We start from the raw sequence: 23,391 nt of genomic DNA, 5'->3' as shown, positions 1-23,391 counted from the left end.
AATAAGTATGAATTCATCTTCTTCAATCAAAGGAAACATCATGGGCTCTAAGAAATACCGCAATCCGGAAAAGCGCGAAGCCAAGGCCTTGGCCAAGGCTAATGGCCGCAGCGATACTGTCGGTCAAGTACAAATGGTTGCCAACACCTTCTGGGACGACGCACGTGCTCTGTACGAGAAGAGCATCTGGGCTGTTGAATACACTCACGGTCACCTCTCCAACTACCTGAAGGCCATGCTCACCAATCCGGAAGCATACGCCAAGATGAACAGCAACCCTGAGCTGATCAGCAACATCAACTTGCTGACCCGTGACATCGGCGAACACACCGAGCGCCTGAAGGGCATCTACGCACATCACTCTCACAAATCCGGAGGCTCTGAAACACCGGATGAACATATGGCAGTTATCCGCATCCATGGCATGTACCATGACGCTGTGGAAATCTACGAAAGCACCATCATGCCGACAGTCACTCACATCTTTGAGCAAATCGGTTTGATCGACGAGTTCATTCAAGCGCAACAAGCGCAACCGGAAACACCTACTCAAGACACTCAACCAGAAGTGACTGATGTGGAAGTTGTCGAGACCATCGTTGCCATTGAAGAAAGCACTGCACATGCTTGATCAAGAAAATAACCTGCCTGAAGAGACTCAGGAAATCCAAGGCAAACCCAACTACAACCAGAGCTTCCCATACAGCTCTGAAGGGTATTCTGCGTTTGATCTGACAGAAGAAACGGCATTCATGCCGTCTGCCACGATTGCAGAGACACGCAAGACGCTGGAAAACCTGCCCCAGACTCCGCTGGGCGCAGACAAGAACAGTCAGAACTGGATTGGTGTACTGAACGGCGGTATTACTTCGGTTCCGTATTCCGACGGATTCGTGAACACCACAGCGCGTGAAGAAGCACAGTTTGAACAAACAGTGACTGCGCCCACGGGCCCACTCCATGGCTTCACACCGAAGTTCCGTGTTCGTGAAGGCGTCAAGCCCACTGGTGAATCCGCACGCTTCCAGATCCGCGCAGCGATGGGCCTGGGCACCGTCTTTACAGTGCCGTTATGGCACAGTGGTTTCTGGATCACACTGAAGGCTCCTCCGGAAGGCGAACTGCTGGAACTGTACCGAAAGATTGCAGCAGAAAAAGTGATCTTGGGTCGCAGCAGCTACGGCTTCATGTTCTCCAACGGCACCTCGTACACCAGCCGAATCCTGCTGGACTTCGTGCTGGAAAACATGTACGAGTCTTCGCTTGCTCTGAAAGAAGACGAAGATATCCGCGAATACATCCGTGTTCCTGATCTGCCGTTGTTGATTTGGGGCATGGCTTGCGCCACTTGGCCAGGTGGCTTCCAATACCAGCGTGCTTGTATTTCCGATCCGGAAAAGTGCAAACATGTGGTCAAAGAAAAGCTCAACCTCAGCAAGCTGTTGTGGACCGATACGACTGCTCTCACGCAGTTCCAGATCAAGCACATGGCGTCTAAGCAGCGCGCCAGCATGACGACGGACGCTGTCAAACGTTACGTGGATGAATTCATTCGCGGCCAAGACAGTAAGGTTGAAGTGACACCTACTCTGTCCATGGTTCTTCGCATCCCCAATGTGACGGAACACATTGATGCAGGCCATCGTTGGATCAACACGATTGAAGAGACCTACAGTCGTGCTTTGTCCCTTGAAGAAGGCAGTCGCAACGACTACTTGCTCTCGCAAGGCAAAGCAACGGCCATGCGCCAGTACACCCACTTTGTCAAAGCCGTAGAAGCCAATGAGCAAGAATACGATGAACTCACAGTCATCGAAGAAACGCTCAACGACTTGACAGCCGATGACAAGATCCGCAACAAGTTCATGGAGAAGACGCGGGCTTACTTGGATGACTCGGTGGTGTCGCTGATTGCCATCCCGTCTTACAAGTGCCCGAACTGCGGTGGCGAACAACATCATGAAAGTGATTTGAAGAAGCATCCGAACCTCATTCCTCTGGATGTGACACAAACTTTTTTTCAACTACTCGTGCAGAAACTGCGCAAGATCGAGGAGAGGTAACACGAACGCACGTGGGCGACGTAGGGTTTGGCTTAGAGCTATCGGATGATGCGCTACTGATTCAGGTCTTGCAGCGGTCTAAGAAGACTGATGTGATGACAGCCAAATCCATTTTGTACCAGGCATATGAAACCAATTATGGGATTCATGACTACCTGGGACAAGCAATGCAGGAAACTGCACAGACTGACCCCAACAACAAGCGTCCTCTTTCTTCAGTAGCTCTGCACTTTGCTGAAGACTATTGTGCCCCTAGTCGCTTGTACGAGATGATCGATATATTCGTCGACAAGAACGTACACGGAATCACCGGATTGAACTTGCAGCAGTTTCTTGAACTGCCTCACGATGTCTGCGAGCAAGTCTTAATTCGGTGTGACAAAAAGCAATCCAGGGATGCAGCAGCGCAAGCCAGCGTTCTCAACAGCTTAAATAGCACACGAGGACAATAATAAAAGCCAGGGTAATTCCTGGCTTTTATGCTGTAAGCAAAAAAAAAAAAATAACTACCCCAAACACTGCCGAAGCAGTGCAGGAGTAGTTACTCTATTAGCCCACCAGCGCGTCAAGACGCGGCTGGATGGACTGATAAATGCCTTCGCGAAGGCCCACCAGGGCCTCTTCACCAAGCCGATCCTTGAACAGGTCAAGGATCACGTCAATCGACGTGGTCAATGCAGCCACCAAGGTGGCAGAACCAACCACATCGGCTGCATGCTTGTCGGCCTGCAGCTCTGCTGCAAGGCTATCAAAAATTACTGCCCCGTTGGGGCAGACGATTTCCTTGTATTCCTCTGCTGGGACACAGTGTCCCAGCAGGCAGTGTCCTTCCTCGTGGAGGACAATGGCCTCCATGAAGCTAGGATTGATGCCGCGCAGTGCATCCGTCAGTGCCGGATGCACTGCGACAAAAGCCTCGTCAGCTTCGATGAAGCCGAACTCGCTAGTGTCTATGTCCGCGAAGGACTTGGCGACTTCCTTGCCCAGCAGCGCCATGGCGCCACCACCGAAGAAGAGTGTCTCCGAAGAGACACTTACAAGCTTAACCCCATTAGGGGTCAGTGCGTAATTGGCCACGATAATCTCCAAAAGAAACAAAGCACTTTAAAATAGGTAGCTTAAACACCTAAGTCTATACGCGATTGTGTAGGCTCGAATTACTAATATGTGATTGAAATATTCTGCATTCTAATTATTAACAAAATAAAAAGAGACAACATAATAGCCTGTCCATTTGGACAGGCTATTAATCAGTTTGGATATGGTCGCAAATTGCGAATCACAGCAGGCGTTGGACTAAGTGACATTAGTTCCGCACATTCCCTAAACCTCTGTATTTTTTCGCGCGGTACAATTGCCATGGAGTCGTGCGAGAAGATACATGGCAATAAACCCGCTATTTCATCTGATCGCATGTTGTTATACGCGATAGCAATAGACTTAGGAAGGATCATCTCCAATTCAATTCCTTCCAAGTCTATCGTACACCTAACGAGTTCGTTAGGTGTCATAGCACAAACCCTGAGTGTATTCGTGAAAACGATTTGGCTCTCTTTTCTAGCATTTCTTTCTTTTCCTCATCGTAGTCAATGTGTTTCTTTATGTCGTTACAAACCAGATAATGGAACTCTGTTTTAGAGCCATCTTTCAGGTTTCTCAGCCTTCCTAAACCTTGGATGTTACCCTGCGCTGACGAAATAGCTACCGTCAATATCACGTTCGTCAAATTAGGGATGTCCAGAGCTGTCCCTGAGCTACCCAGCGTAGATACGCAAATCTGCGAATCCATTAAGTCGCAATAAGGGTCATCTCCCGTATAACGTCTCACATCTGTGGTAGGATACTTCTGTTTAAGGAAGTCTTTGATGATGGTGCATAGCGCAATAGTTTTTGCAAAGATTAGCAGTTTTTTCTTTTCTCTTTCGTTTGCGTTATAACCTATCTGGATTATGTAATCCAATAGATTCAAATAGTTTTGCAATACCTTTTCATTAGCCATTACAGACTCTTCAAAGGCATTGTGCGAATAAGTTGTCCTACCGTATTCAACTGTCCTGATTTTCTCAGGCTTATTGAACCGATAATGTACTGCATATGAGTTGATGTATTTCGATAAAGGAACACCTGTGAATCGCTCACTCATTGGGTAAGCTAATTCATAGGTCTTATTCATAAAGGGGTCTTTATGAATAAGGGTAGCCGATAACGAAATAGCCTTTGGCACATGCGTATAAACGTCCAGTTTAAACGTAAAATGCCAGTCTTGGTGTGCCTCATCAATCAGGCGCACACCGATGTCTAAGAATTGTCCGTATTGATGCGGTAGGCAAGCATACCCCATCTCAAGCAGACCAGTGCTGTACTTCTCGTAAGCTGTTACCCAGTTACGGAAGGTGCTGTTGCTGATGATGATAACCTTTGCAGTAAGCGCGCCTTCCTTAGCCAATTGAAGCAATGCCATCAAAGAGGCAGAACCCTGCACTACAATCACATCCTTAGGGTCAATGTCGTAAGCATCCATTACGTCTCCTACCCACTTGTCAATGTAAGTAGGCTTGATTACGATGCAAATACGCCTCCCGTAGCGTGCCATCGAGATCAATGAGATAATACTCTTACCAAACCCTGTTTGTAAGTCGACAAACTTTCTCATCGGCTCTGGCTTATCCAGATACTCCACCGCAGGGAGCTGGTCATCACGAAGCTTCCACTTGTCAAAAACCTTAAACTCCACAGGAGCACCAGCCTGTAAGGGCTCGTGCACATATTGGATCAGGTCGTCGGTGATGAACCGTTCGGTTATAAAGAGTTTAAAGTCAGCTAAGCAGTTGATGTGAAAACGGTAAGACAACCTGTCTTCTGTCGCTGCGGCGTACACGCGCAGCATCACACGTCGATTAAACCCCCTTGCTGATTCCCATCCGTACTGGACGTGTTTCTTTGCAAACTCGGTGCACAGCCATCTTCCTCTGGGTGTTAATCGTTCCACAGAGAAATGGTGCGAGTAAATTGTCACCTGAAGGTGAATAGAATCCATGGTTTTCCCCTGAGCGACATGGCACAAACGCCTACATGTCATAGTGGGAATTTATATTAACATACATAAAACAACAGCTGTGAACAAAGAGATAACATAAAACCCTTACTCCGTCTCCTAATGCCACTTAGGCACCGGAGACGGAGTAAGGTCCTATTACAGCTTGTTAAGCAGCTCAGGCATGATCAGCGGGTCCATGATGTGGTCCATCCGATTGGTCAAGGTATAGCTCAACGGATCGGTCAGTACATCACGATGGCGCTCAAAGCCCATCGTGGTGGACAGGCTGCGGCGTGTGAGCAGGAGCTGCTTGACGCCAACACCTGACGAAGTCCATGGCTTGGGCAGCCCGTAGTCTTCTTCAGTTGCTGAGACCACCATGCTGCTGTACAAGATGATTTCCAGGATTGCCAAGTTAATTGACAAACGCCTGTTGACCAGGTCGTGGAACTCTACCAGCATGTTGCAAGGATTGACCACGTTGCTGCGGTAGTCCAAGTCTTTGATCGTGGCTTCCAGCATGTCAGCAATTTCTTGCTGGTGATCACTCATGTTGAAGTGGCGCATCGGCAGCACCAGGATAGGATCAGCGAAGTTCCATCCTGCCATGTCGATGATGTAGTTGTCATTCTTCGTTACTGTCCATCCTACTCGTTTGATGTGTTTCAGAAGTTCGTGTGTCATGTTGGACAAACGACCGTTGACGCTCACTGTCAGAGGAATGGTTTCGATCCCTGTGGAATCTTCCACCATCAACAAGATTGTGTCGAAGTCAGAGATTCGACTGATGTTGAGCGTTTCAATATCGTCAACCAGGCTGATGTCAGTCAATCCTGGAACTTGGGAAGCCGCTACTACCAGCTTCACCTTGCATGACATCAGTCGCTCATTGAGGTAGTACCTACTGCCATTGACTACCGCAGACAAGTAGATACGTTCGTGAGCTTTGAGTGCAATGCCTTCCACTGCGGAGCTTCCCTCAAAGTGCTTGGTCGACAAGATCAACTGACCCAGCACCGACATCATCGCCACACAAGTGATGTGGCCCAGGTTGGTGTTGGCAGGTATTGCCAGCGATGTGGCGCCGTAACACACCTCACAAATGCCGTAAGGGTCAGGGTGGTTGCATCCTGCCACTGCAGAACGAAGCTTCAGCGTCGTGCCGATCAGATGCTTGTCAGATTCTTTGAGGATCTTAAGGGTGTTAGTTCCTTCATCTAAGTAGTATTTACCTGCCAGTGTCTTGAGGTCGCTGGCGAGCTTGGTGGCATTGTCCATGCGCTCTTCGCGAATCAACCAGGGCACGTAGTGTGTGCTTCCACAGTCACCGCGATGCAAATGTCTGACGTTCTGGCAAATCAACTGCTGGCGCCTAGAGAAGTATTCCGACTTCTGAAGGGGATCGGTGGAGAAGATCAGTGCTTTAGCAGCACTGCGTGACTCCACCATGCTGTCACGAAGGCTGCTCAAGCCCTGGGTAAAGCCACGTTTGATAATGGCCCTGGTGAAAATGTCAGAGTCGATGTCGGTCCGGAATCCCAAAGGTGCCAAACACTGCAACGCTTGGCCTTCAGACACAATCTTAGACCGCATCACAGACGCCATGGCATTGTTCTTGAACTCCGCTGACTTGGACAGCTCCAGCACCACGTTGTTGACCTTGGCAACACCTTCGTCGGTGTTTTCCATCTGCTCAATCGCCTTGACCAAACGAGGATGCTTGGTGAATTGGATAAAGTCAAGAATGTCCAAGGTTGTAACGTCGGGCTCCAACCGATACGTTAGGTCGTTGTACATCGTGTTGCTGACCTCATACGACATCAGCGCACCAATGTCAATCAGCTCTTCGATGTTGATAAAGTCAGGACGATAAGCTTCCACAAACGACCACAGCACGCTGTTGATCAGATCCAAGTGGGTGTCAGTGCCAGATGGATCATCCTTGATAATCGCCTTGACGTGGTGCTTGAGCAACAACGGCGTATTGGGGAAACGCCGGTGGTAATCCCAAACATAGGAGCTATACAACACTTCCTTTTCGTTTGTCTCGATTTCTCCATCATCCATGACAAGAATGAAATCACCTTCCAGGTGGTCCCACAGGTAGTCGGTAGTGTAGGACAATAACACTCTTGCAGGCACACGATTTTTCATAGCTTGTTCCTTGGGTGAATTACTTCGTCACGCTGTTGTACGGATGGTACGGTGCATATTCAAACATGAATCCAGAGACCTCTGCCAAGTGCCTAACCAGTTGTGGTGGTTTAGCGCCGCCAAATGGGTGTGCCAAGCGATCGACCAGATTTTCGATGTCTGTGGGTTTATCCGCAGCCACCAAGTTCTTGGTCATGATCTTGTGGGTTTGTGGATTGTTGTTGCGATCCATTCGCTCAGCAATGTACTCTGAGCCAACATACGCAATGCCGATACGCACTTCGGCCTCGCCGTCACCACGCACTGCTTGATTTCGTGCAGGTTTGGAATACTTGTCCGTCTTGGTGAGCTGAGACAACACGCCCATGACCTGGAGTTTTCCAGAGGACACCGCAGACCAGTCGTCACCGATCTTTTCCAGAAGGATGACATACATGCTGCCGATCCGTATGTTCTTCTTTGTCGTAATTCGCCTTCCTGAGTTGCCCACATACGTCACAGGACCGTAGACAGGGCGGTAATGTTGCTCAAGATCCAGGACAATGTCTTCCGTCTCACGAGGATTGTCCGGAGGAATGAACAGCGTGATGCCTTTCTCCACAATCTCACTGAGGTACTGGTCCTTATCTGCTTTGACTATCCCATCAGCAAACCAACTGTGCATCTGTGGCGATACGATTTTATAAAAACCCATCAGATAGTTCCACGCTGCATCCAGCTCGTGTTGTGGTTTCCTCGACACCACATCCATCGCGTATTCTTCCGGTGTTTCCGGCGCCACACCCAAAATCGCACACAACCGCTTGTGGGTATCGCGCGAAGAGGCATTCACATACTGTTCGTACATGCGCGAAGGAATGAGTCGAGAGATGGTGGAGTTGGGGTCCATCACGATATCGGCTCGATTGCCTTCTTCATCCACAGGCATTTCGTGAGGTTCGGCAATTTGGCAGATAACCCCCTTGCCACCGAAGCAATCTGTCAGCTTGAAGCCAATCCCTGGCTCGATGTCGTACTCAACAACAAATTCCACGCGATAATCATCCAAGGGCTCTTGTCTGTAAATTTTGGACACACGCTGTCCAATCCCTTCACTGACCACGCTTTGTGCCTCCACCACCAATCGGCTGAACTCGGGAGTGATCTGAAGTGCTTCACCGCGCATCTTGTAGAGGCGCTTCCACACATCCACAATTCGCTTATAAAACTGCCGGCGTGCCGTGTCGTAACGCTGCGCTTGCGAGTCCATGTGCGACTCAGCATGGTTGAAGTTGTGCAAGTCATGGTGGATTCGGATATCCACCACGCGCCCACCTGGACCATTGACGTAGACTGTGGTATCAAAAGTGTAGTCCACATTCATGGTGGCCTGTACACTTTGCTCAACCACAGCCAGCTCGATAGGATCGTATGGGCGCAATGCCATCAACACGCCATCGGGACGAATGCGATCCCCAATGTCAGGGAAAGGCTTGTAGTTGTTCTCATCACCGTAGCAGTTCAGTGCGAACTTCTTCGACCCCCATTCCACCACACGGGTTTCATAGGTGTTGAATCCCAGTTTAGGAAGGAAGTCTCTGCAGATCAAGATGCCATCCTCGCTGGTAGCGGGATGCGTCATGTAGCAGATGTTTGCCTGGATGCCGTACTTGTAGCCGCCGCTAGTCGTTACAGATGGCGAGTCAAGGAACACCGTACCTTCCTTGATCATCGCACCTATGCGGATGTGTTTGTAGCCGTCTGCGGTCTTGTAACGAAAGCCAAAATACTGGTGATTCGAGCAGTAGGCTGTCAGGTTGACGATACCGATCTGCTTGGTGTCCATGTCCTCATAGACCAAGATGGTTTGAGGGTTCTCTTCAATCGAGTCCTTGCCCAGAGATTTGCGATAACGCTCAATGATGTCGATGATCAAGCCGTTGCACGGCATTTTCACGTTAAACGTATACTTGGCATACTCTCGCTCGTATCCCGTTTGTATGCGGCGCTCAGTAGAACCATTGAGCACCAACATCTGACCCAGGTGGTTAGAGTACATGGCGCCACGGTTGGAGGAAGTGTGCCGGTGATACGGATTCAGGCTATTGCTACCCAGCAATCCGCCGTCGAGCTGACAGGGTTGATTGATCATTTTCTTCCTTTGAGAAGGTTGCGAAGCTTCAGAGTTGTCTTTGCAGACAAGTTAGTAATATGTGGTTAAAATCAAGTCAAGTGACACTGCCATGAAAATCAACAGTTTAATGTTCAATCCCGGTGCAGACGTGTATTACGAAAAATCTTTTCGTGATGCGCTAGAAGCAAATATGGACAATTTAAGGCAATCAAACAGAACCCAAACCCTGGGCGTTGATGCCCACAAAGCAGTGGTCTATCAAGGTGATTTATTCGGTTATTTGCTCAGCATTGGAATTCCTCCGCAGTACCATTGGTCAGTCATGCGATTGAATCGATTCAATTCTCCTTTCCAATTCGGTCCAGAAACGGATTTCATTGTAATTCCCGAATATGGTGAGATTGACAAACTCAGACAAATTCAGAAAACGAACATCTCCATTCAGGTGTAACGCCAAGAAAAAGAAAAAACATTAGACACAAAAGGACCGTTAAGTCCTTTTGTGTTTTATGCTGTTACTGGATTAGTAGCCGCGCTGAGGATAGTTTTGCGGGTAGTTCTGAGGATATTGTTGTTGTTGTGGATAGGACTGTTGTGGGTACTGTTGGTAGTTTTGCTGCTGTTGCGGATACTGATCAGGACGATCCCAGCGAGGCGGCCCCATGCGCGCAGAGATCGGTCCTGGCGGCGGCGGAGGGTGTCCGTACTGCGCATAGCCACTGTAGGCTGTGTTGGCGACAGACTGCGGATTGCTGCGGATCGAAGCTGCAAAGTCAATACCGCCGGAAGGGCTCTTGACGACACCACCACCTTGTGGTGCCTGCGGCATTGGAGCGTTGTAATAAGCAGGTGGGGCCTGCTGTACAGGAGGTGGCAATGGAATCGACTGTGGCATCTGCAGTCCAGCCTGGGCAACAGGTGCAGTTGCTGGCGCTGCGTGAACTGCTGCTTGAGCCGGGACGGCAGGATCGCCTACGCTGCCTTCGTTACCTGCTTGCATGGGAATGGAGCGGATCTCGGCCTTGAGTTGCTCCAGGTTCTCGAACACCTCAACCCAGCCGTCGGTGTAACGCAGGTCATCCGTCGAGTCCATGAACTGACCGTACTCGTCGATGATGTTGTTGATGCGACTAGCGATCCCCAACACACCTTGCATCAAGCAGTCCAGATAGGGCGCAATCTGACTTTCACTGCCGCGATCAAAGTAGTGCGGTTTTTCGATACCGGGGAGGATGTATTCCAGCAGCTGCTTGATCGACTCGCGATGCTTGGCACTGGCAATCGTCACACCGAAAACTTGCTTTTGGTTTTTCAGCAGTTCTTCATACAGCGGGAACGTGACAATCGCCGCGCGGTTGTATTTCTTGCCATCGACAACGCCACCTTTCTTCAGGTAGATGTGCACAATGCACTTGGTCTTGTTGGTCAGACCCATGTCTTCGACCAGGTTGCCAAATGCCGTGTAGGCTTTCTCGTCAGCGTTCTTGACACTGGACAAAATCACCGACTGGTCAGGTGACAAGTGCTTGTGGCCACCTACGTTGACCACCAGCTTGAACAGTTGGTCGGCCACCATGCTGAGCACATAGTTCAACCGCATGTTGATGTTGTTGCGAAATCGCTCCAGCACCTTGGATTCACCACGCAGAATGTTTTCCGACAGCGGATGGAAAACAACGCGGTTGCTCCAGTCACCGTTCTTCAGGTGTTCCTTGGTAGGCAGCACGAGTCGCTTGCCATCGATCAAGAAAGGCATGGTAGAGCCTTTCACCTTGGCACTGATCATGCCTTCTTTGTCAGCAAACAAATAGCCTGCTGCAAGAATTTCCTTGTACAGTTCAATGATTTTCATGTTAGGTCCAAATAGGCAGCGGGGACGAATCCCCGCTTAGGGTTTACAGAACTCCTGCGCGCGCAGCTGAGTTGTAGCGAATCGTCGAGTCACGATCCACCACGTCTTGCATGAGCGTGTCAAAGTCATTGGCCATGGCGTTGAGCACCATGTAGTTGCTGGTGACCACAGGTGCCATCAGCGCATCGCAGAACGACGGCGTGACGTAACAAGTGGGTGGTTCTCCATTGAGCCCCAGTGTGATCCAGGTCTCGCCCAGCAAGTCGCACACCAGCTCCAGAGAGAAGCTGATGCCGTTGCTCATGCTGATGTTTTTCAGCAGCTCATTCTCCAGGCGGAACAAGAATGCCTGGATGTTTCGACTGAGGTCTTCGCCGGAGTTGAAGGACTTGGCATCACCAATCCTGGTAGTGACATTCATACCCAAATCCATGTTGGTTGAGAACAAGCGAATCTTGTTGATACCAAACTGCAACAGATAACCTGGCACAGACTGCGCAAGTACCGTAGCGGCTTGCGTTGTCAGATCAGACGAACCCCAGTCAGCCGTTTGACCCGTGTAGTGCATCATGCCTCGTTGCATCTGATCGACAGGTGCCACGTATTTGATTTGCTCCACGCCTGGATCAAGATCAACCAGGTCACGGTAAGTGAAATGATCACCTCCAGTCATGCCGTACTTTCCACGGATGAAACTCATGAATGGGTCAGAGCTCACCGTAGCACTCTCGACCGTCATGCGCGCATTTTGCAGCATGGTGCGTTGGTCTGCCTGGGTACCATCGCGAGAGACTTGCAGGTACGAGTTCAGCAAGTCTGCCATGTAAGCCGAAGCGATGCCGTTGACGCGTTGTGACTTGGTGGCATTGCCTGTCAGCTTGGTACGGCCATCCATTGCAAACCCATCCAGACCCATTGCCAGCTCACGGTGATCGATGTGATCATACACGTCCTCTGGACGCATGGTGTAAATTTGGTTCTGGTGATAGATGCCTTGGTAATCGTTGTTGACCAGGACATGCGACGCATCGATTAGATTGTGGTGTACCTGCGTGCCCAACGGGGTCTCGCGGGTTTGTGTGCGCGTGATGTTGACTGCATTGATGAAGAACACCATCTTGGGATCGAGATACCCGTTTATGGCACCACAGTGATCAGTGTAGCCCACGATGTACTCGCTAGTCTGCATGAGCCCGGTGCGGTCTTCGGTCACGACCTCCAGGAAGAAGCGCAGGCGGCGGGTTGACCAACCATTAGGAATCATGATCTGCGACTCAGGGGTGGCAGGTGGTGTGATGATTGCATTGGCGACACCCGCCATGGTCAGCGGCGTGATGCTCTTGGCGCGGTCGATCGTCTCCAGGATCAAGTTGCGATCATCTGCATTCATCTCCGCTTCAAAGGGTCGGCGATACTGCGTGTTGTACGTACCAGTTTCTTGGACGATGAAACGAGCAATGCGCATCTTCTTGACGCCATACATGTTCGGGATCATGATTGTTTCCTTTAGAAAAGTTAGAATTTGTTAGAGGGCTCAAGATGAGCGAAGTCGTGAGGAGTCTTCAAAGAAGGCCTGTTGGCAATTTCAATTACAAGCTTGCCCAGCATCACCTTGATGTCGTAAGGACAGGTGTAACGCCGTGTGTTTTGATTGCCTAGCAGTGTTTCTGCATACTGGTCAGGGAGTGTGAGAATCCAATCCCGCTGACTCAGCATGTTCACTACCGAGTCTATTGCTGCAACAGCAGCATTTACTGGCTTTGTCTTTTGTTTGGTCGACATGACCCTGTAGTAAGGATAGAGCTTATTCAACTCATCGATTTGCTCCTTATTCAAGCGAGCGCTGGGGTTTATGCCACCCAGCTGCATTTCATTGTCATTGGTACTGGCCACTGCACCAATCAGCGCAGCCAGTTCTTTGTGTCCTTTTTGCCACAACACAGTTTGTGCCACAATGATGGCCGAGATTGTTTTCTTTTTACTCAAGTGAACAATCCCGCGTGGCGACAGCACAGGCGCCAAGATCCATTGCGCCAAGATGACTTGTGCGGACGCTATGTTTTCCCGCTCTAGCACCTGGGCGCTGTTGTAGAACTCCCAGAACATCCGTTCATCCACGTCAGGCATCAGAAGCTTGACGACTTTCAATGGATCTTCCATGTAGTAATCATAGATGACCATGTCCCCGATAGGAGCTTCTTGCTTGATCTTGTAGCCTTCTAGTCGTGAGGCATTGTGGTCACTGGACGAATCACCAGACTCAAAGCTCTTGTCCTTGATCATCTCGCCAAAGCTGGCGTTGTTATTGCCAGACAACTTCTGCACGATGAAGTTGTAGATGAACGTGACCAGGTTCGTCAGTGGGTCCAGTCCACTGATGTCACCCACGCACAGGCGCCGCACCAGCACCAGATTGAGCAACCATTGGCCATAGTCCTCGCTGCTGATGCCACCAATGATCGCAGAGGACATTGGCTTGTCATTTTGGATGTTGCTCTCCACGTACGTGCGCAGCTTCTCCATCGGAGGAGAGTGGCACAGCTTGGACATCATCAGCAACTGCCCAGCAAAGAGTTCCTTGAAGTTGGTGCCCGTTTCGCTCTTTGTGCGGTAGATGAATTCACCCCACACCGGGATCATGATGCGAAGCGCCAGTGTCATGCTGACCAATTGGCGGTAATCAGGTTTCGTGTAGGTCTTCTCGCGATTTCCAGGCTTCTCGTCACTGGCAATGTAGATTTCATCAAACTTGTCAGGGATGATGATGTCGCCCGCATGAAACGCGATCCATTGTGACAACTCGTCGACAGGATGCTCATCACAGAGTTCCGTCACGATGGGGACCAGGTGAGAAATCAGGTCCGTCGTTTCAAACACGCTGTCAAAGACGTTCTTTATCTTTTTGTAGATGCCGAAGACTTTCTCTTGCCGAAAGTAAGGCAGTTTTTCCCAGAAGCTGTTGATGTGTTTGCACACATCGTGGTTGGCAAAAGATCGCTTATCGAAACACGCGACGTTCCATTTAAGGATCTCGCCACTGTGCTCCAGTTCTGCTTCCAAGCGTGCAGGCACACCAGCGGAAGTAACGATGCTCATTTTCATTGCTACACCTTTGAGTTAGTCGTGATCGAATGATCATGACAATATAGTAATGTGTGTTTAAAATATTTTAGAAGTTTTTGTGCTTGTAAACTTCCTCGTATTCAACACGCGCCTTGTCCACCACCAGCAGCACTCAATCAAGAGTAAGCTGCTGGCGGTGTTTAACCGACAAGGCGTTTTATTTCACATCAGAACGGCAGGCTGTCGCCACCTCCAAAGTCGTCAGAAGGAGGTTGCGAATTACCGCCACCACCACCGTAGTTGCTGTTCTGGCTACGGTTGTTACCGTAGCCACCGCGATTGTTGTTGCCGCTGTAGCCACCTTTGTTGCCAGGGATGTAAGGCGGCGGCTCAACGTACTTGCTGTCCAGGACGTTGGCCATGGCGTTTTCCAGCAGCTTGTAGTAAGCACGACCGTAGCCCACAGAGAGTTCGGCCTTGGTGTATTCCGTGCCATCAGCCTTGAACACCTTCACGAAGCGCTCATCGGGAGGACCGAAGACAAACTTGATGACGGGCCAGCCTTCTTGGTCGCGCTTGATCACTGAGACAAACACGCAACCCTCGCCGTCTTTGCCAATCCAGACATCTGCTGTGACGACGGTTTCGTTGGGATTGCCACGACTGGTGGAGCGCAGCTCCAGCTTATTCTTGGTTTGGCCTTCGGACACGATGGCCATGTCCAGAAGCTGCAAGAAGAAATAGAACGTCGGCGGCTCCATGGCAGCTTGGATGTTGCCGTAGCTCTTCTCTGGATTGGCAAAAGCCGGATCGTTCACCTTGACGACAATCCGAGGATTGTTCATGTAGGTATCCCACGACAGCGTAGAAATCTTGCCACGTGCCGTCGGACACGGTGCATTCAGACGGATCTTGGGGCTGTTGAGAATGTGCTTAACTTTTACTGGTTTGTCAGACATGATGGGTTCTTTTCTGAGGTTAGCTACACTAGATGTAGCGGTTTGATATTTTTACTTTAGTATTCAGACAGCATATCTTTTAATACCATCGCAGCAAATTTATCATTCATTGCGTTGAAACTAAAGATTAGCCTGTCTTTGGTGGTAGCACCATGCCAGCGAAATTTCTTAGACAACTCTACCACTTGCTCGCGCAGCTTCATGGGCTGTGGAGAAAAAGTGTGGCTGTCTCCGAACACCTGCAAAGTGCACGCATTGAGCGGTATCATCAAGTCTTTGCCGTTAAGCAGCTTGGTGTGCCACATAGAGCGCTTCTTTAAAACGCCAGTGTGTGATTCAATCAAGTCCAATTCTTCGAACTCGCCTTCTGACAACAAGTCATAAGCAAAGTGTGTCAGAATCAAACACTTTTTATCTTCCCCTGGTTTGGGTTTAAGGTGTAAGTCAAAGAGCCTAGAATCTCCTCCTTTAGGCTGCTGCTTGAAGTAATCGTCTAATGTAAGCTCCATTAGATTCTTGTATTGCTTTTGTTTCTCTGTTTGCGGTGTGCGAAGTTTGGCATGTGGATGCTTTTGTTCCAGCTTCTTGTAGTTGCTGGCATAAAACACTGCTTTGGTCTGCCCTTGTGTGGCTTGGTTAATCAGTTGGCGTATCAGGTCCACTTCAAATTGAAGCACGTCACTGACTTCTCCTGCCATCACGCCTGCTTCTTCTTTGGGAGGCAATGCACCAATGATGTTGCGAAACAACGTCATCAAGTTGATCCAGCACACCGAATAGTCAGAGACCTCGATCTTTTGGGGGATTTCCCGCAAGGGGTCGTAAGGTGGCTGTACGCCTTCAAACATGGACTCCAGGGCCAGTGATGTAGCGATGGAGCATGGGAATGCGGACATGGTCCGATTCGACAGAGCACTGGTTCCCATTGTCATAGTTTACACCTTTTGCATTTCTAGTAAGTTAGCAGCACAACGCTGCAGAATGTCATCAGCAATACCGGCGGTTTTTAACCTAGGCATCACCAATTGCGACAAGTTATGGCGGTCGATGTGAATGGGCACATACAGCGACTCTTCTTGTATTAGGGTGATTTGGCTGTTTTTCTTCTCGTCTTTGTCTCGTGCAATTGACGACCATATCAGCAACGGCCATCGGCTGCGCAAGGTGTTTAAGTTGGTTAAGATGGCATTCGCGTAATGCGCCTCGATCCGAACAAAGGATTCTTCTGGCAGGTCTTCGACAGCTCGGTCTATGACCTTCAGATTTTCCTCAACATCCTCGTACGGACACGTGACCGTGATGTACTTTCTGGCAGTTTCATTGACTACAAACGTAGTCTCATTACTGCCGTCAGGGTGTATCAGAGAAGTGACGAATCCCTTAGGACCTTCTTCACCGTGACTGATTCGATCAAATGAGCCTTGTGCAATGATCTTATCGTTTCGGCTGTGTACGTGGATGTGTCCAATATAGATCAAGTGACGAACTAAATCCATATAGGCATTTTCGTCATGCCGAGGAATGCCTGGGATGTGTGCAGGCAACTGGTAGCTGAACTGGCCGTGCATGCACGCAATGTCCACCTTGTCTAAGTTCTTTTCTGCCAGCAAGTCGCGCACTTGCTCTAAAGTCGCTTCAGTGGTATGGCACCACTCATCAGGCACATACAGCACATCCAGATCGAACTCCTCGATGTGTTCAATGGAGAGTTCCTTGACGTGTTTCAGGTTTACACGCTTGCCGTTGTTCTTTTCATGTATATCGTTGACGACCGTAAAGCATTCGGACTGTCCACGGTCATGAGAAGGCGTGCCTTCAAGCACACGCACCATGACATTGTGCCTAGCACAAATACGCAGCAGTCTGGCAACCCAGGCGTAGATATACTGCACATCTCCACCTGACAAAGACAGCAGGTCATCAAAGACGTCGCCAGCCAAGAGGATCAAATCCACTTTGCTCAGGTGTTCGTCATTGCTGAAATACTTATCTAAATTGGCGATGATGTACCTGGTTTTGTTATTCCGATTACCGAGATGGATATCGGAGATACATGAAACACGAAGGGTGCGGGAAAGCATTATTCGATTTCAAAGTCCGATTCACCAGGTTGTTGGTTGGCATTTACGCCGGCCGCAGATTTACTGAGCGTTTTGCCATAACGGGACAATACGGTTTCCCATTGCTTAGACCAGGTCTCGTTGACGGTTGTTGTGGTCTTGGTTTGCAACTGGCTGTTCAATGCTGCTGCAATCATTTGTTGTCCCAATGCAGGGCTCAATGAAGACTTTTGCTTGGCCTCTTCGAACACCACGCTAAGTTCTTTGGCGCTGTTGGGTTTGGCGCTGAGCACGTTTCGGTCCTGCAGCGGAGGCACCTGAACCACCACACGCCCTGCTTCATCCACGAGGTTGACAGGATGATACGGCGTACCTGCAATCAGGTACCAGTAGCCCAACAGGGTTTCTCGGTTTTCAACCGATTCACCGCTGAACAAAGGAAGGAAATCGCGAACAAAGATACCTTCAGGAAGACTGCGAACATCTTCCTTATCGAGTGCATTGAATTCGCTTTGCAGGCGCTCCATGCGTTTTTGAAATTCACGACGCTGATGGGTACGAATGGGATTGTCTTGCATTGTTAACTCCTGATTAGACATATAAAACCCTACCTTAATTTTTTATATGGATTGTGGTGTGTTTATTCACATATAAGGGGTTTTATTAAATTTTAACAGTCCCGTCGTTGTTGTACTTCACAATTTCGCTCAACCTGGAATCATTGGACCTGAGTAAACGAATGAATTGGTTGTTTACACCTTCATCCACTACGTTGACGCTGATAATGAGTTCGGCTTTAGTAGACAGATCCATATCTGTGCCGTCAGCAGTGCGTATCTCCAAATCAACATCAATATAGTAACGCAACAAATAGTCACGCAACCTGCGGTTGAGTTCCGAGATGACTCCGGAGACTTCACCCCCATGCTTCTGTATGATTTCAGGCAATGAAATCACACTGCCAGGATAGAGGTAGGTTTGGTTGTAGTCCGATAAAAAGAAATGGGAAAGCAAGTAATCAATCTTGCTGGCTTGGTCCTTTACAAAACCATAGGTACTGAGGGTAGGTACGGGAGTTACCATGAAGGACTTTCTGTGTGTTGTGACAAAAAATAAAGGTTCTCCGTAAAAACTATTTTGCAGCATAATACCCAGGGAACAATCCCTGGGTATTTTTATGCCTTATTGATTACAGGCTTCCACCGCTGGGTGATGTAGGATCTTGCCCTGACATCGCAATCAGGATGTCGGTAGCGTTCCAGGTGTTCAGGATGTCTACCTTTTCCTCAAACAGCAAGTCACGGTCACCTTCTACCAACTGATCCAGGTACTGCGTCGATTTCCAATCTCCGTTGTCATCATAGACAAAGACACCATCCATGACCCGTCGGTAGTCATAGTGGTCCTCAGCTTTCAGGCCAGGTGCCATGTCCATGTAAGTATCGCTGTAGCCATCACACCGTTGGGCATGGTACAGCGTACGCACTGAAGGATTGGCCATGATCCATCGCTGCATCAACAGGTCTGCATTTTGCAGCTCTTCCATTTCCCACAGCGGCTTGATGCACGGCACTGAGAAAGCCCCCTTGACCGCCTGCATCACATCGCGAGCAAACTTCAGTGCTGCGGAGCTGTTGTATTGCTCAAACACATCACGGCTTCGTTGCATGAAGGCCCGACCCGCATCAGTGAGCGTGTGAGTAAGGCTGGAGACCTGGTTCTGCAAGAACTGGACAGTGCCAGGGTGCTGTTGTGGATAGACCAATGCATCGAATGCATCGGCTGCACTGAATGCATAGCTCATAATGTTCTCCTTAAAAAGGTGTTTCTCATCGGCACCTTAGATGCTGATGGATTGCAAGAAAGCTTGCTTCTCAGGTGAGATAGGCGAATCGCGTTCGCTGCTCAACCACGCTGAGATGGTAGAGGCCACTGGCTTAGGGATGCTGGAGGCCTTAGAGAGACTCATGAGCTTATTGAGCTCCAGTGAGTTCTTGTGTGGTGCCAAATGCAACAACTGCCTTGCGGTTTGGTTGTCATTGGCTAAGACGAGATTCATTTGATCCAATAACATTGTACACCTTGCGGTGCTTTTAACCAGATCGCCACACCTGGGCGTTAGTCATTGTCCAGATAACTAACTGTCCGATACTTTCATACCGGAGGAGACTATATCTTCACTCCTATGTCTTAGGAGGCTTTCCATTTGGGGTCCGCTTGGTGCCCTACTCTACTCAGTTCGCTTCCCAGCGCTTTTCGATAGTCGTTGAACCTTACGCGTAGCCCTGCCTCACGGCGGTCTGTAGCGTCTTGGCTGCTGATTGCCCAATCCATCTCGTTTTCGTACTTTCAATGCCTGCTTTCGCGGCACTTGTAGTGAAATGGCTCTAAGGGTGTCCCAGCAATTAGAAAAGTTTAGCGACGGCAATCAATGAACTACCGTCGAAATCCTTACTGTCCACATGAGGTCGCTCGGCAAAATGCCTACCTATACCCCATGCCGGTGTGCGCAGACACCCGCCACAGGCTTTCCCTGTGGAACTGACTATATCTTCTACCTGTTTTAGTAGGTAGCTTACTGCTTCGGTGGATGCTATCCCCTACGAGCTTTCGCTCTAGTCGATGAACCTTACGCGTAGCCCTGCCTCACGGCGGTCTGTAGCGTCTTGGCTGCTGATTACCCAATCCTTGTTTTTTCAAACCGTGGCTTTGTCTTTCGACGCGCAGTGGTAACAAGGCTATAAGGATGTCCCAGCAATTCAATAAGATTCACGTATGGTCTCTCAACCATAGTGGCCAATTTATTTAGCATTGAACCCACGAACGCTGATGATGCTCATCGTGATTGTGGGGTCATTCGGATCTGTCTTGACCTTAGTGATCCTCATGCGCTGCACGCTGCCGCGACTCAAGGAAGGGTTTCGGTTCCACGTACAGACCAAACCCTTTTCTGGTGACTCGTCAATCAGTTCATTGAACAAGATATCGAGCAACGGGTGGTATTTCACTGTGTATTCTTGCAACAGTGCAGTGCATTGGTTGGGCGTATAGCCCCGTTTGAGCAACTTGTTGGTCAAATGCACCTTGAGCATGGTTACACCGTGTCCCCAGCCGATGTGCAACTCGTCGTACTTGTGTGCTTTGGTGTTCGACGAAATCACCGCACGCGCAGAGAAGTGATTACGCGTTCCGTACACGTGTTTGCGGAAGATGCCGTTCTTGCTGGCCAGAATGGCGTGGTACATGTTGTAATAAAATTCAGACAACATGTTGATCGTCTTAGCTGTACGGTTTTCCTTCTGTCGCAAGGTCAGGTTAGTCAGCGGCGAGTCTACGCTGCTGATGGTGCGAATGGCGTCAATGGCACCAATGATGATCGGATCGATGTATGTCCCTACTTGGGTGTTCTCGATGATCATCAAGCTCTTGTTGGGTAGTGGCAAATACTGACTGAAGATGCAGTCACTTTGTTGCTGTATCAGTGCCAGCAGCGGGTCTTCCTTTCCCTTCTTTGGACGATAGCCCTTCAGTGAAAACAGAAAGCCGATGTACTTGTTGAAGTTTCTGACGAAGTTGTTGTACCCGCGATCAACACCCATCATCAGCAGTTCGTCGACTTCTGGAGGACGCACCACGTTGACTTGGTAATCTGTATTGCACAACCACTCAATAATCCTGAAGTTGGACTTGGTGAACTTTTGGTTCAACATGGTCCAGATCATCGGATTGATCAAGGCCTCTACGCCCTTAGGGGCTCTCATCCACACGAGAGGTCGCAGGTGCTGATCGAACAACTCTCTGACTGGTGTGTTGCAGTTGTAGCACGTCACGTTGAGCTTGTATCCTCCTCGCGTTCGGCCACACTCGCAAGTGGGCTCGTTGCTGAACAGATCAGTCTTGTCGTACTTGACGGAGATCAGACTGTCAAGGAATTGTTTGTTCTCTTCCGTGGCAGTGCTGATGTCATTGATGATAATCGGTTGAGTTTCACTGCTAGAGAGCAGCTTGGTGAAGTTCACCAAACGCAGATGGATGCCCATTTTCAATTTCCCTTTGAAAACAAAAAACAACAAAAGTCATAAAAGACCAGCGCTTTTTAGGGCGCTGGTCTTTTAAGTTTGAATCACTTACACTGAATTAACAGCGTAAGGATTATCAACCCCAACGCGAGCTGTAACCGCGGTTAGCACCCATGTTGTTGGTCGGTGCAGGCCCAAAGCCGCTTTGGAACACGCCACTGACACCAGGAGCAACCGCGCCTTGCGGCAGGAAGCTCATGATTGCGCGCGAGTTGGTGTACTCGTTGCCGAAGCTCGGGCTGGTGGTGCGAGTCACTAGGCCTGCTTCGCGGCAGCCCATGTCCAGTGCTTCTAGGAACTTGTACGTCAGCGTCACGCGGCGTGCGAAGCCGGTGAAGATCACATCGCCACGCACCATCTCGATGATCATCTTCTTGCGCTCTTGCAGACGCTTGCTCAGCGGGTAGGCCGTCTGAGCGAAGGTGTCCGACCAAGCACGTGCAGCGTCATGGTCAGTTTCACCCAGCAGGTTCAACACGGCCAAGTAGTCGATGTCACGGATATCGTGGCGCGCGCCATCAGCGCCGCTGTAGTAGCCCAAGTGGATGCGGTCATCGTTCACAGTCACAGGAGACTCGTTGCTCTTGTAGATGTTCATGAAATGGCCACCAGTCAGCTCGTTGGCAGCTTCGAGAATTGCTGCTTGTGCAGCAACGCTACCAGCAGCCGCAGCGCTGAAGACTTCGTTGTACCAGGTATCCGAGCCACACTCGCTCACGTCCAGACTGAAGTACATCACCGGACGGATCGTTGCACTGAGCAGCTTGCCTTGCTCAAAGGACGTGAACGTCGCCAGCTTGGTGTCGATCTTTTCGCCGTAGCCAGACGGATCTTCGAACACGTTGGCTTCGATGTTCAGGGCACCGATGTTGCGGGTATCGACGCCACGAGCGCCAGCGACTTGAGGACGCGGATCGCAGTACGGGTACCACGAAGTCGCTGTTTCACGCAGAACCATTGCGGTTTGAAGCGCCAGCAGCTGGGAAGCGGGCGTCATGCGCATCACGTTCTCCAGGTTCGTCATGACGAAACGGGGAGAGTACAGGTAACGCGGACCCTTTTGCTGAACACCGTACTGGTTCGTCTGACCCTCAGGTGCCCAGATCAGGTCGATGAAGCCACCCAATTGGCTAATCTTCATGGACTTGCCCTGGTTGTTCTCCAGGGCGCCTTGCTGCGGCTTGCTGTTGTCCACCGCAGTCAGTGTGATTGCGATGTTGTTGCGCACCGGCAGAGAAGCGTAGTCCAGGCGATCCGGCTCGTTGAAGTTGATTTGCAGCTGCAGGCTGCTGTCGCGGTTCCAGCGCACGAGGTTGATGTCGCGGAAGTTCGGGAAGTTCACTTCCAAGTCAGAGATGCACGGGAACACGGCGTTGATCGCCAGGTTTCGCACGGCTTCTTCATCTTCAAAGTTGAACTTTCGATGCACTACCTGTGCACTGGTCGGGCGGCAAACCATGCCAGGGAACGCACGCTGGACGATGCCATGGACGGCCTCGGCGTAAGTGGCGTTGTTCACGTCAGCTGCCGTACGGTCTTCCACGACGGTCTGGTTGTTCCAGTTGAGCACGCGCGGTTGCAGCGGTTCGCTGGAACCTTCCAGCAGCAGCGTGTGGTAGCTCACGCCCAGGTTCTTGTTGTCCGGGATGCGGACGCAGACCACGATGCCCGACAGAGTCAGGCGTGCTTCTTTACTGTTGTCCACCGGCAGCACGACAGCTTCGTACGGGCGCTCGATCGTCACTTTCTCTTTGTAGGTGGTCTGCAGCACGTTCATGGCCTTGAGCAGCACTTCGCTTGTGGGGTTACGGCTGATGCCACCCAGGTTGCCCTTGGAGAAGAAGCCCCAGGACTGCGGCTGTTGGTCTTGCGCTTGACGGTTCTGCTGGGCTTGTTGAGCTTGCTGAAACGCAGCTTGGGTTGCGGTGCCCATGTTGTCGTCTTTGATAGCCATGATTGATTTTTCCTTTGGTTGTGGTAAACTGCAAGTTTTGCAAAACTAGCGACTCTA

General features: G+C 50.0%; 20 protein-coding genes. 5 read left to right on the top strand and 15 right to left on the bottom strand.

Annotation, left to right across the window (positions count from 1 at the left end; translation table 11 throughout):
• The first annotated feature begins 7 nt into the window (after nt 1-7).
• The 3 genes from PHQ58_RS04345 to PHQ58_RS04335 all read left to right on the top strand — a co-directional run bounded on the left by PHQ58_RS04345 (nt 8) and on the right by PHQ58_RS04335 (nt 2,515).
• On the top strand, nt 8-631 hold the full coding sequence (locus PHQ58_RS04345) for a hypothetical protein (protein WP_300107434.1): 624 nt from the start codon (nt 8-10) through the stop codon (nt 629-631).
• Nucleotides 624-2,063 (top strand): hypothetical protein, encoded by a 1,440-nt coding sequence (locus PHQ58_RS04340; RefSeq protein ID WP_300107431.1) that lies wholly within the window; start codon nt 624-626, stop codon nt 2,061-2,063. Before PHQ58_RS04345 ends, PHQ58_RS04340 begins: the two co-directional genes overlap by 8 nt.
• A 95-nt stretch (nt 2,064-2,158) precedes the next feature.
• Nucleotides 2,159-2,515 (top strand): hypothetical protein, encoded by a 357-nt coding sequence (locus PHQ58_RS04335; protein WP_300107428.1) that lies wholly within the window; start codon nt 2,159-2,161, stop codon nt 2,513-2,515.
• 97 nt (nt 2,516-2,612) lie between these two features.
• Here the strand turns inward: PHQ58_RS04335 and PHQ58_RS04330 are convergent, their stop codons facing one another.
• The 4 genes from PHQ58_RS04330 to PHQ58_RS04315 all read right to left on the bottom strand — a co-directional run bounded on the left by PHQ58_RS04330 (nt 2,613) and on the right by PHQ58_RS04315 (nt 9,385).
• On the bottom strand, nt 2,613-3,140 hold the full coding sequence (locus PHQ58_RS04330; RefSeq protein WP_300107425.1) for a hypothetical protein: 528 nt from the start codon (nt 3,138-3,140) through the stop codon (nt 2,613-2,615).
• Between the two features lie 430 nt (nt 3,141-3,570).
• Nucleotides 3,571-5,100, bottom strand: a complete 1,530-nt coding sequence (locus tag PHQ58_RS04325) for a hypothetical protein (RefSeq protein WP_300107423.1) — start codon at nt 5,098-5,100, stop codon at nt 3,571-3,573.
• A 156-nt stretch (nt 5,101-5,256) separates the two neighbouring features.
• The gene (locus PHQ58_RS04320) at nt 5,257-7,224 is read right to left on the bottom strand and encodes a hypothetical protein (protein ID WP_300107420.1); all 1,968 of its coding nucleotides are present in this window, start codon (nt 7,222-7,224) and stop codon (nt 5,257-5,259) included.
• Between the two features lie 49 nt (nt 7,225-7,273).
• On the bottom strand, nt 7,274-9,385 hold the full coding sequence (locus PHQ58_RS04315; RefSeq protein ID WP_300107417.1) for a hypothetical protein: 2,112 nt from the start codon (nt 9,383-9,385) through the stop codon (nt 7,274-7,276).
• A gap of 91 nt (nt 9,386-9,476) precedes the next feature.
• Between PHQ58_RS04315 and PHQ58_RS04310 the strand changes: the two genes are divergently transcribed.
• A complete protein-coding gene (locus tag PHQ58_RS04310; protein ID WP_300107415.1) occupies nt 9,477-9,818 on the top strand; it encodes a hypothetical protein in 342 nt (113 codons plus the stop codon).
• Nucleotides 9,819-9,890: 72 nt separating this feature from the next.
• Here PHQ58_RS04310 and PHQ58_RS04305 read toward each other — a convergent pair whose 3' ends face one another.
• From PHQ58_RS04305 to PHQ58_RS04260, 10 genes are all read right to left on the bottom strand, one after another.
• Nucleotides 9,891-11,219 (bottom strand): hypothetical protein, encoded by a 1,329-nt coding sequence (locus PHQ58_RS04305; protein WP_300107412.1) that lies wholly within the window; start codon nt 11,217-11,219, stop codon nt 9,891-9,893.
• A gap of 43 nt (nt 11,220-11,262) precedes the next feature.
• Nucleotides 11,263-12,714 carry a hypothetical protein gene (locus PHQ58_RS04300; protein WP_300107410.1) on the bottom strand — a complete coding sequence of 484 codons (1,452 nt, stop codon included), beginning with the start codon at nt 12,712-12,714 and terminating at the stop codon, nt 11,263-11,265.
• Between the two features lie 20 nt (nt 12,715-12,734).
• A complete protein-coding gene (locus PHQ58_RS04295; protein WP_300107407.1) occupies nt 12,735-14,321 on the bottom strand; it encodes a hypothetical protein in 1,587 nt (528 codons plus the stop codon).
• A 188-nt stretch (nt 14,322-14,509) separates the two neighbouring features.
• Nucleotides 14,510-15,241: a hypothetical protein gene (locus tag PHQ58_RS04290; RefSeq protein ID WP_300107404.1), complete on the bottom strand. Its 732-nt coding sequence runs from the start codon at nt 15,239-15,241 to the stop codon at nt 14,510-14,512.
• Between the two features lie 56 nt (nt 15,242-15,297).
• Nucleotides 15,298-16,173 (bottom strand): hypothetical protein, encoded by an 876-nt coding sequence (locus PHQ58_RS04285; RefSeq protein ID WP_300107402.1) that lies wholly within the window; start codon nt 16,171-16,173, stop codon nt 15,298-15,300.
• Between the two features lie 3 nt (nt 16,174-16,176).
• Nucleotides 16,177-17,322: a hypothetical protein gene (locus PHQ58_RS04280; protein WP_300107399.1), complete on the bottom strand. Its 1,146-nt coding sequence runs from the start codon at nt 17,320-17,322 to the stop codon at nt 16,177-16,179.
• The gene (locus PHQ58_RS04275; protein WP_300107397.1) at nt 17,322-17,879 is read right to left on the bottom strand and encodes a hypothetical protein; all 558 of its coding nucleotides are present in this window, start codon (nt 17,877-17,879) and stop codon (nt 17,322-17,324) included. The genes PHQ58_RS04280 and PHQ58_RS04275 overlap by 1 nt, the downstream gene beginning before the upstream one ends.
• 85 nt (nt 17,880-17,964) lie before the next feature.
• Entirely contained in the window at nt 17,965-18,384 is a 420-nt protein-coding gene (locus tag PHQ58_RS04270; protein WP_300107394.1) for a hypothetical protein, read from the bottom strand.
• A gap of 106 nt (nt 18,385-18,490) precedes the next feature.
• Nucleotides 18,491-19,105, bottom strand: coding sequence for a hypothetical protein (locus PHQ58_RS04265; protein ID WP_300107391.1), 615 nt, complete (start codon nt 19,103-19,105; stop codon nt 18,491-18,493).
• A gap of 997 nt (nt 19,106-20,102) precedes the next feature.
• On the bottom strand, nt 20,103-21,035 hold the full coding sequence (locus PHQ58_RS04260) for a hypothetical protein (RefSeq protein ID WP_300107388.1): 933 nt from the start codon (nt 21,033-21,035) through the stop codon (nt 20,103-20,105).
• Between the two features lie 45 nt (nt 21,036-21,080).
• On the opposite strand from PHQ58_RS04260, the gene PHQ58_RS04255 reads away from it, so the two are divergent.
• A complete protein-coding gene (locus PHQ58_RS04255; protein ID WP_300107385.1) occupies nt 21,081-21,383 on the top strand; it encodes a hypothetical protein in 303 nt (100 codons plus the stop codon).
• Between the two features lie 73 nt (nt 21,384-21,456).
• On the opposite strand, the gene PHQ58_RS04250 is transcribed toward PHQ58_RS04255, so the two are convergent.
• The gene (locus tag PHQ58_RS04250) at nt 21,457-23,334 is read right to left on the bottom strand and encodes a hypothetical protein (protein WP_300107383.1); all 1,878 of its coding nucleotides are present in this window, start codon (nt 23,332-23,334) and stop codon (nt 21,457-21,459) included.
• Nucleotides 23,335-23,391: the final 57 nt, after the last annotated feature.

It is taken from the genome of Rhodoferax sp. (assembly GCF_028688795.1).
Classification (GTDB): Bacteria; Pseudomonadota; Gammaproteobacteria; order Burkholderiales; family Burkholderiaceae_C; genus Rhodoferax.
This window is presented reverse-complemented; position numbering and strand designations above follow the sequence as displayed.

What these genes read in the sequence shown, in the direction of transcription:
- PHQ58_RS04345 (WP_300107434.1), top strand. Translation starts at nt 8, where the DNA reads ATGAATTCATCTTCTTCAATCAAAGGAAACATCATGGGCTCTAAGAAA.
- PHQ58_RS04340 (WP_300107431.1), top strand. Translation starts at nt 624, where the DNA reads ATGCTTGATCAAGAAAATAACCTGCCTGAAGAGACTCAGGAAATCCAA.
- PHQ58_RS04335 (WP_300107428.1), top strand. Translation starts at nt 2,159, where the DNA reads ATGACAGCCAAATCCATTTTGTACCAGGCATATGAAACCAATTATGGG.
- PHQ58_RS04325 (WP_300107423.1), bottom strand. Translation starts at nt 5,100, where the DNA reads ATGGATTCTATTCACCTTCAGGTGACAATTTACTCGCACCATTTCTCT.
- PHQ58_RS04315 (WP_300107417.1), bottom strand. Translation starts at nt 9,385, where the DNA reads ATGATCAATCAACCCTGTCAGCTCGACGGCGGATTGCTGGGTAGCAAT.
- PHQ58_RS04310 (WP_300107415.1), top strand. Translation starts at nt 9,477, where the DNA reads ATGAAAATCAACAGTTTAATGTTCAATCCCGGTGCAGACGTGTATTAC.
- PHQ58_RS04305 (WP_300107412.1), bottom strand. Translation starts at nt 11,219, where the DNA reads ATGAAAATCATTGAACTGTACAAGGAAATTCTTGCAGCAGGCTATTTG.
- PHQ58_RS04300 (WP_300107410.1), bottom strand. Translation starts at nt 12,714, where the DNA reads ATGATCCCGAACATGTATGGCGTCAAGAAGATGCGCATTGCTCGTTTC.
- PHQ58_RS04295 (WP_300107407.1), bottom strand. Translation starts at nt 14,321, where the DNA reads ATGAAAATGAGCATCGTTACTTCCGCTGGTGTGCCTGCACGCTTGGAA.
- PHQ58_RS04290 (WP_300107404.1), bottom strand. Translation starts at nt 15,241, where the DNA reads ATGTCTGACAAACCAGTAAAAGTTAAGCACATTCTCAACAGCCCCAAG.
- PHQ58_RS04285 (WP_300107402.1), bottom strand. Translation starts at nt 16,173, where the DNA reads ATGACAATGGGAACCAGTGCTCTGTCGAATCGGACCATGTCCGCATTC.
- PHQ58_RS04280 (WP_300107399.1), bottom strand. Translation starts at nt 17,322, where the DNA reads ATGCTTTCCCGCACCCTTCGTGTTTCATGTATCTCCGATATCCATCTC.
- PHQ58_RS04275 (WP_300107397.1), bottom strand. Translation starts at nt 17,879, where the DNA reads ATGCAAGACAATCCCATTCGTACCCATCAGCGTCGTGAATTTCAAAAA.
- PHQ58_RS04270 (WP_300107394.1), bottom strand. Translation starts at nt 18,384, where the DNA reads ATGGTAACTCCCGTACCTACCCTCAGTACCTATGGTTTTGTAAAGGAC.
- PHQ58_RS04265 (WP_300107391.1), bottom strand. Translation starts at nt 19,105, where the DNA reads ATGAGCTATGCATTCAGTGCAGCCGATGCATTCGATGCATTGGTCTAT.
- PHQ58_RS04250 (WP_300107383.1), bottom strand. Translation starts at nt 23,334, where the DNA reads ATGGCTATCAAAGACGACAACATGGGCACCGCAACCCAAGCTGCGTTT.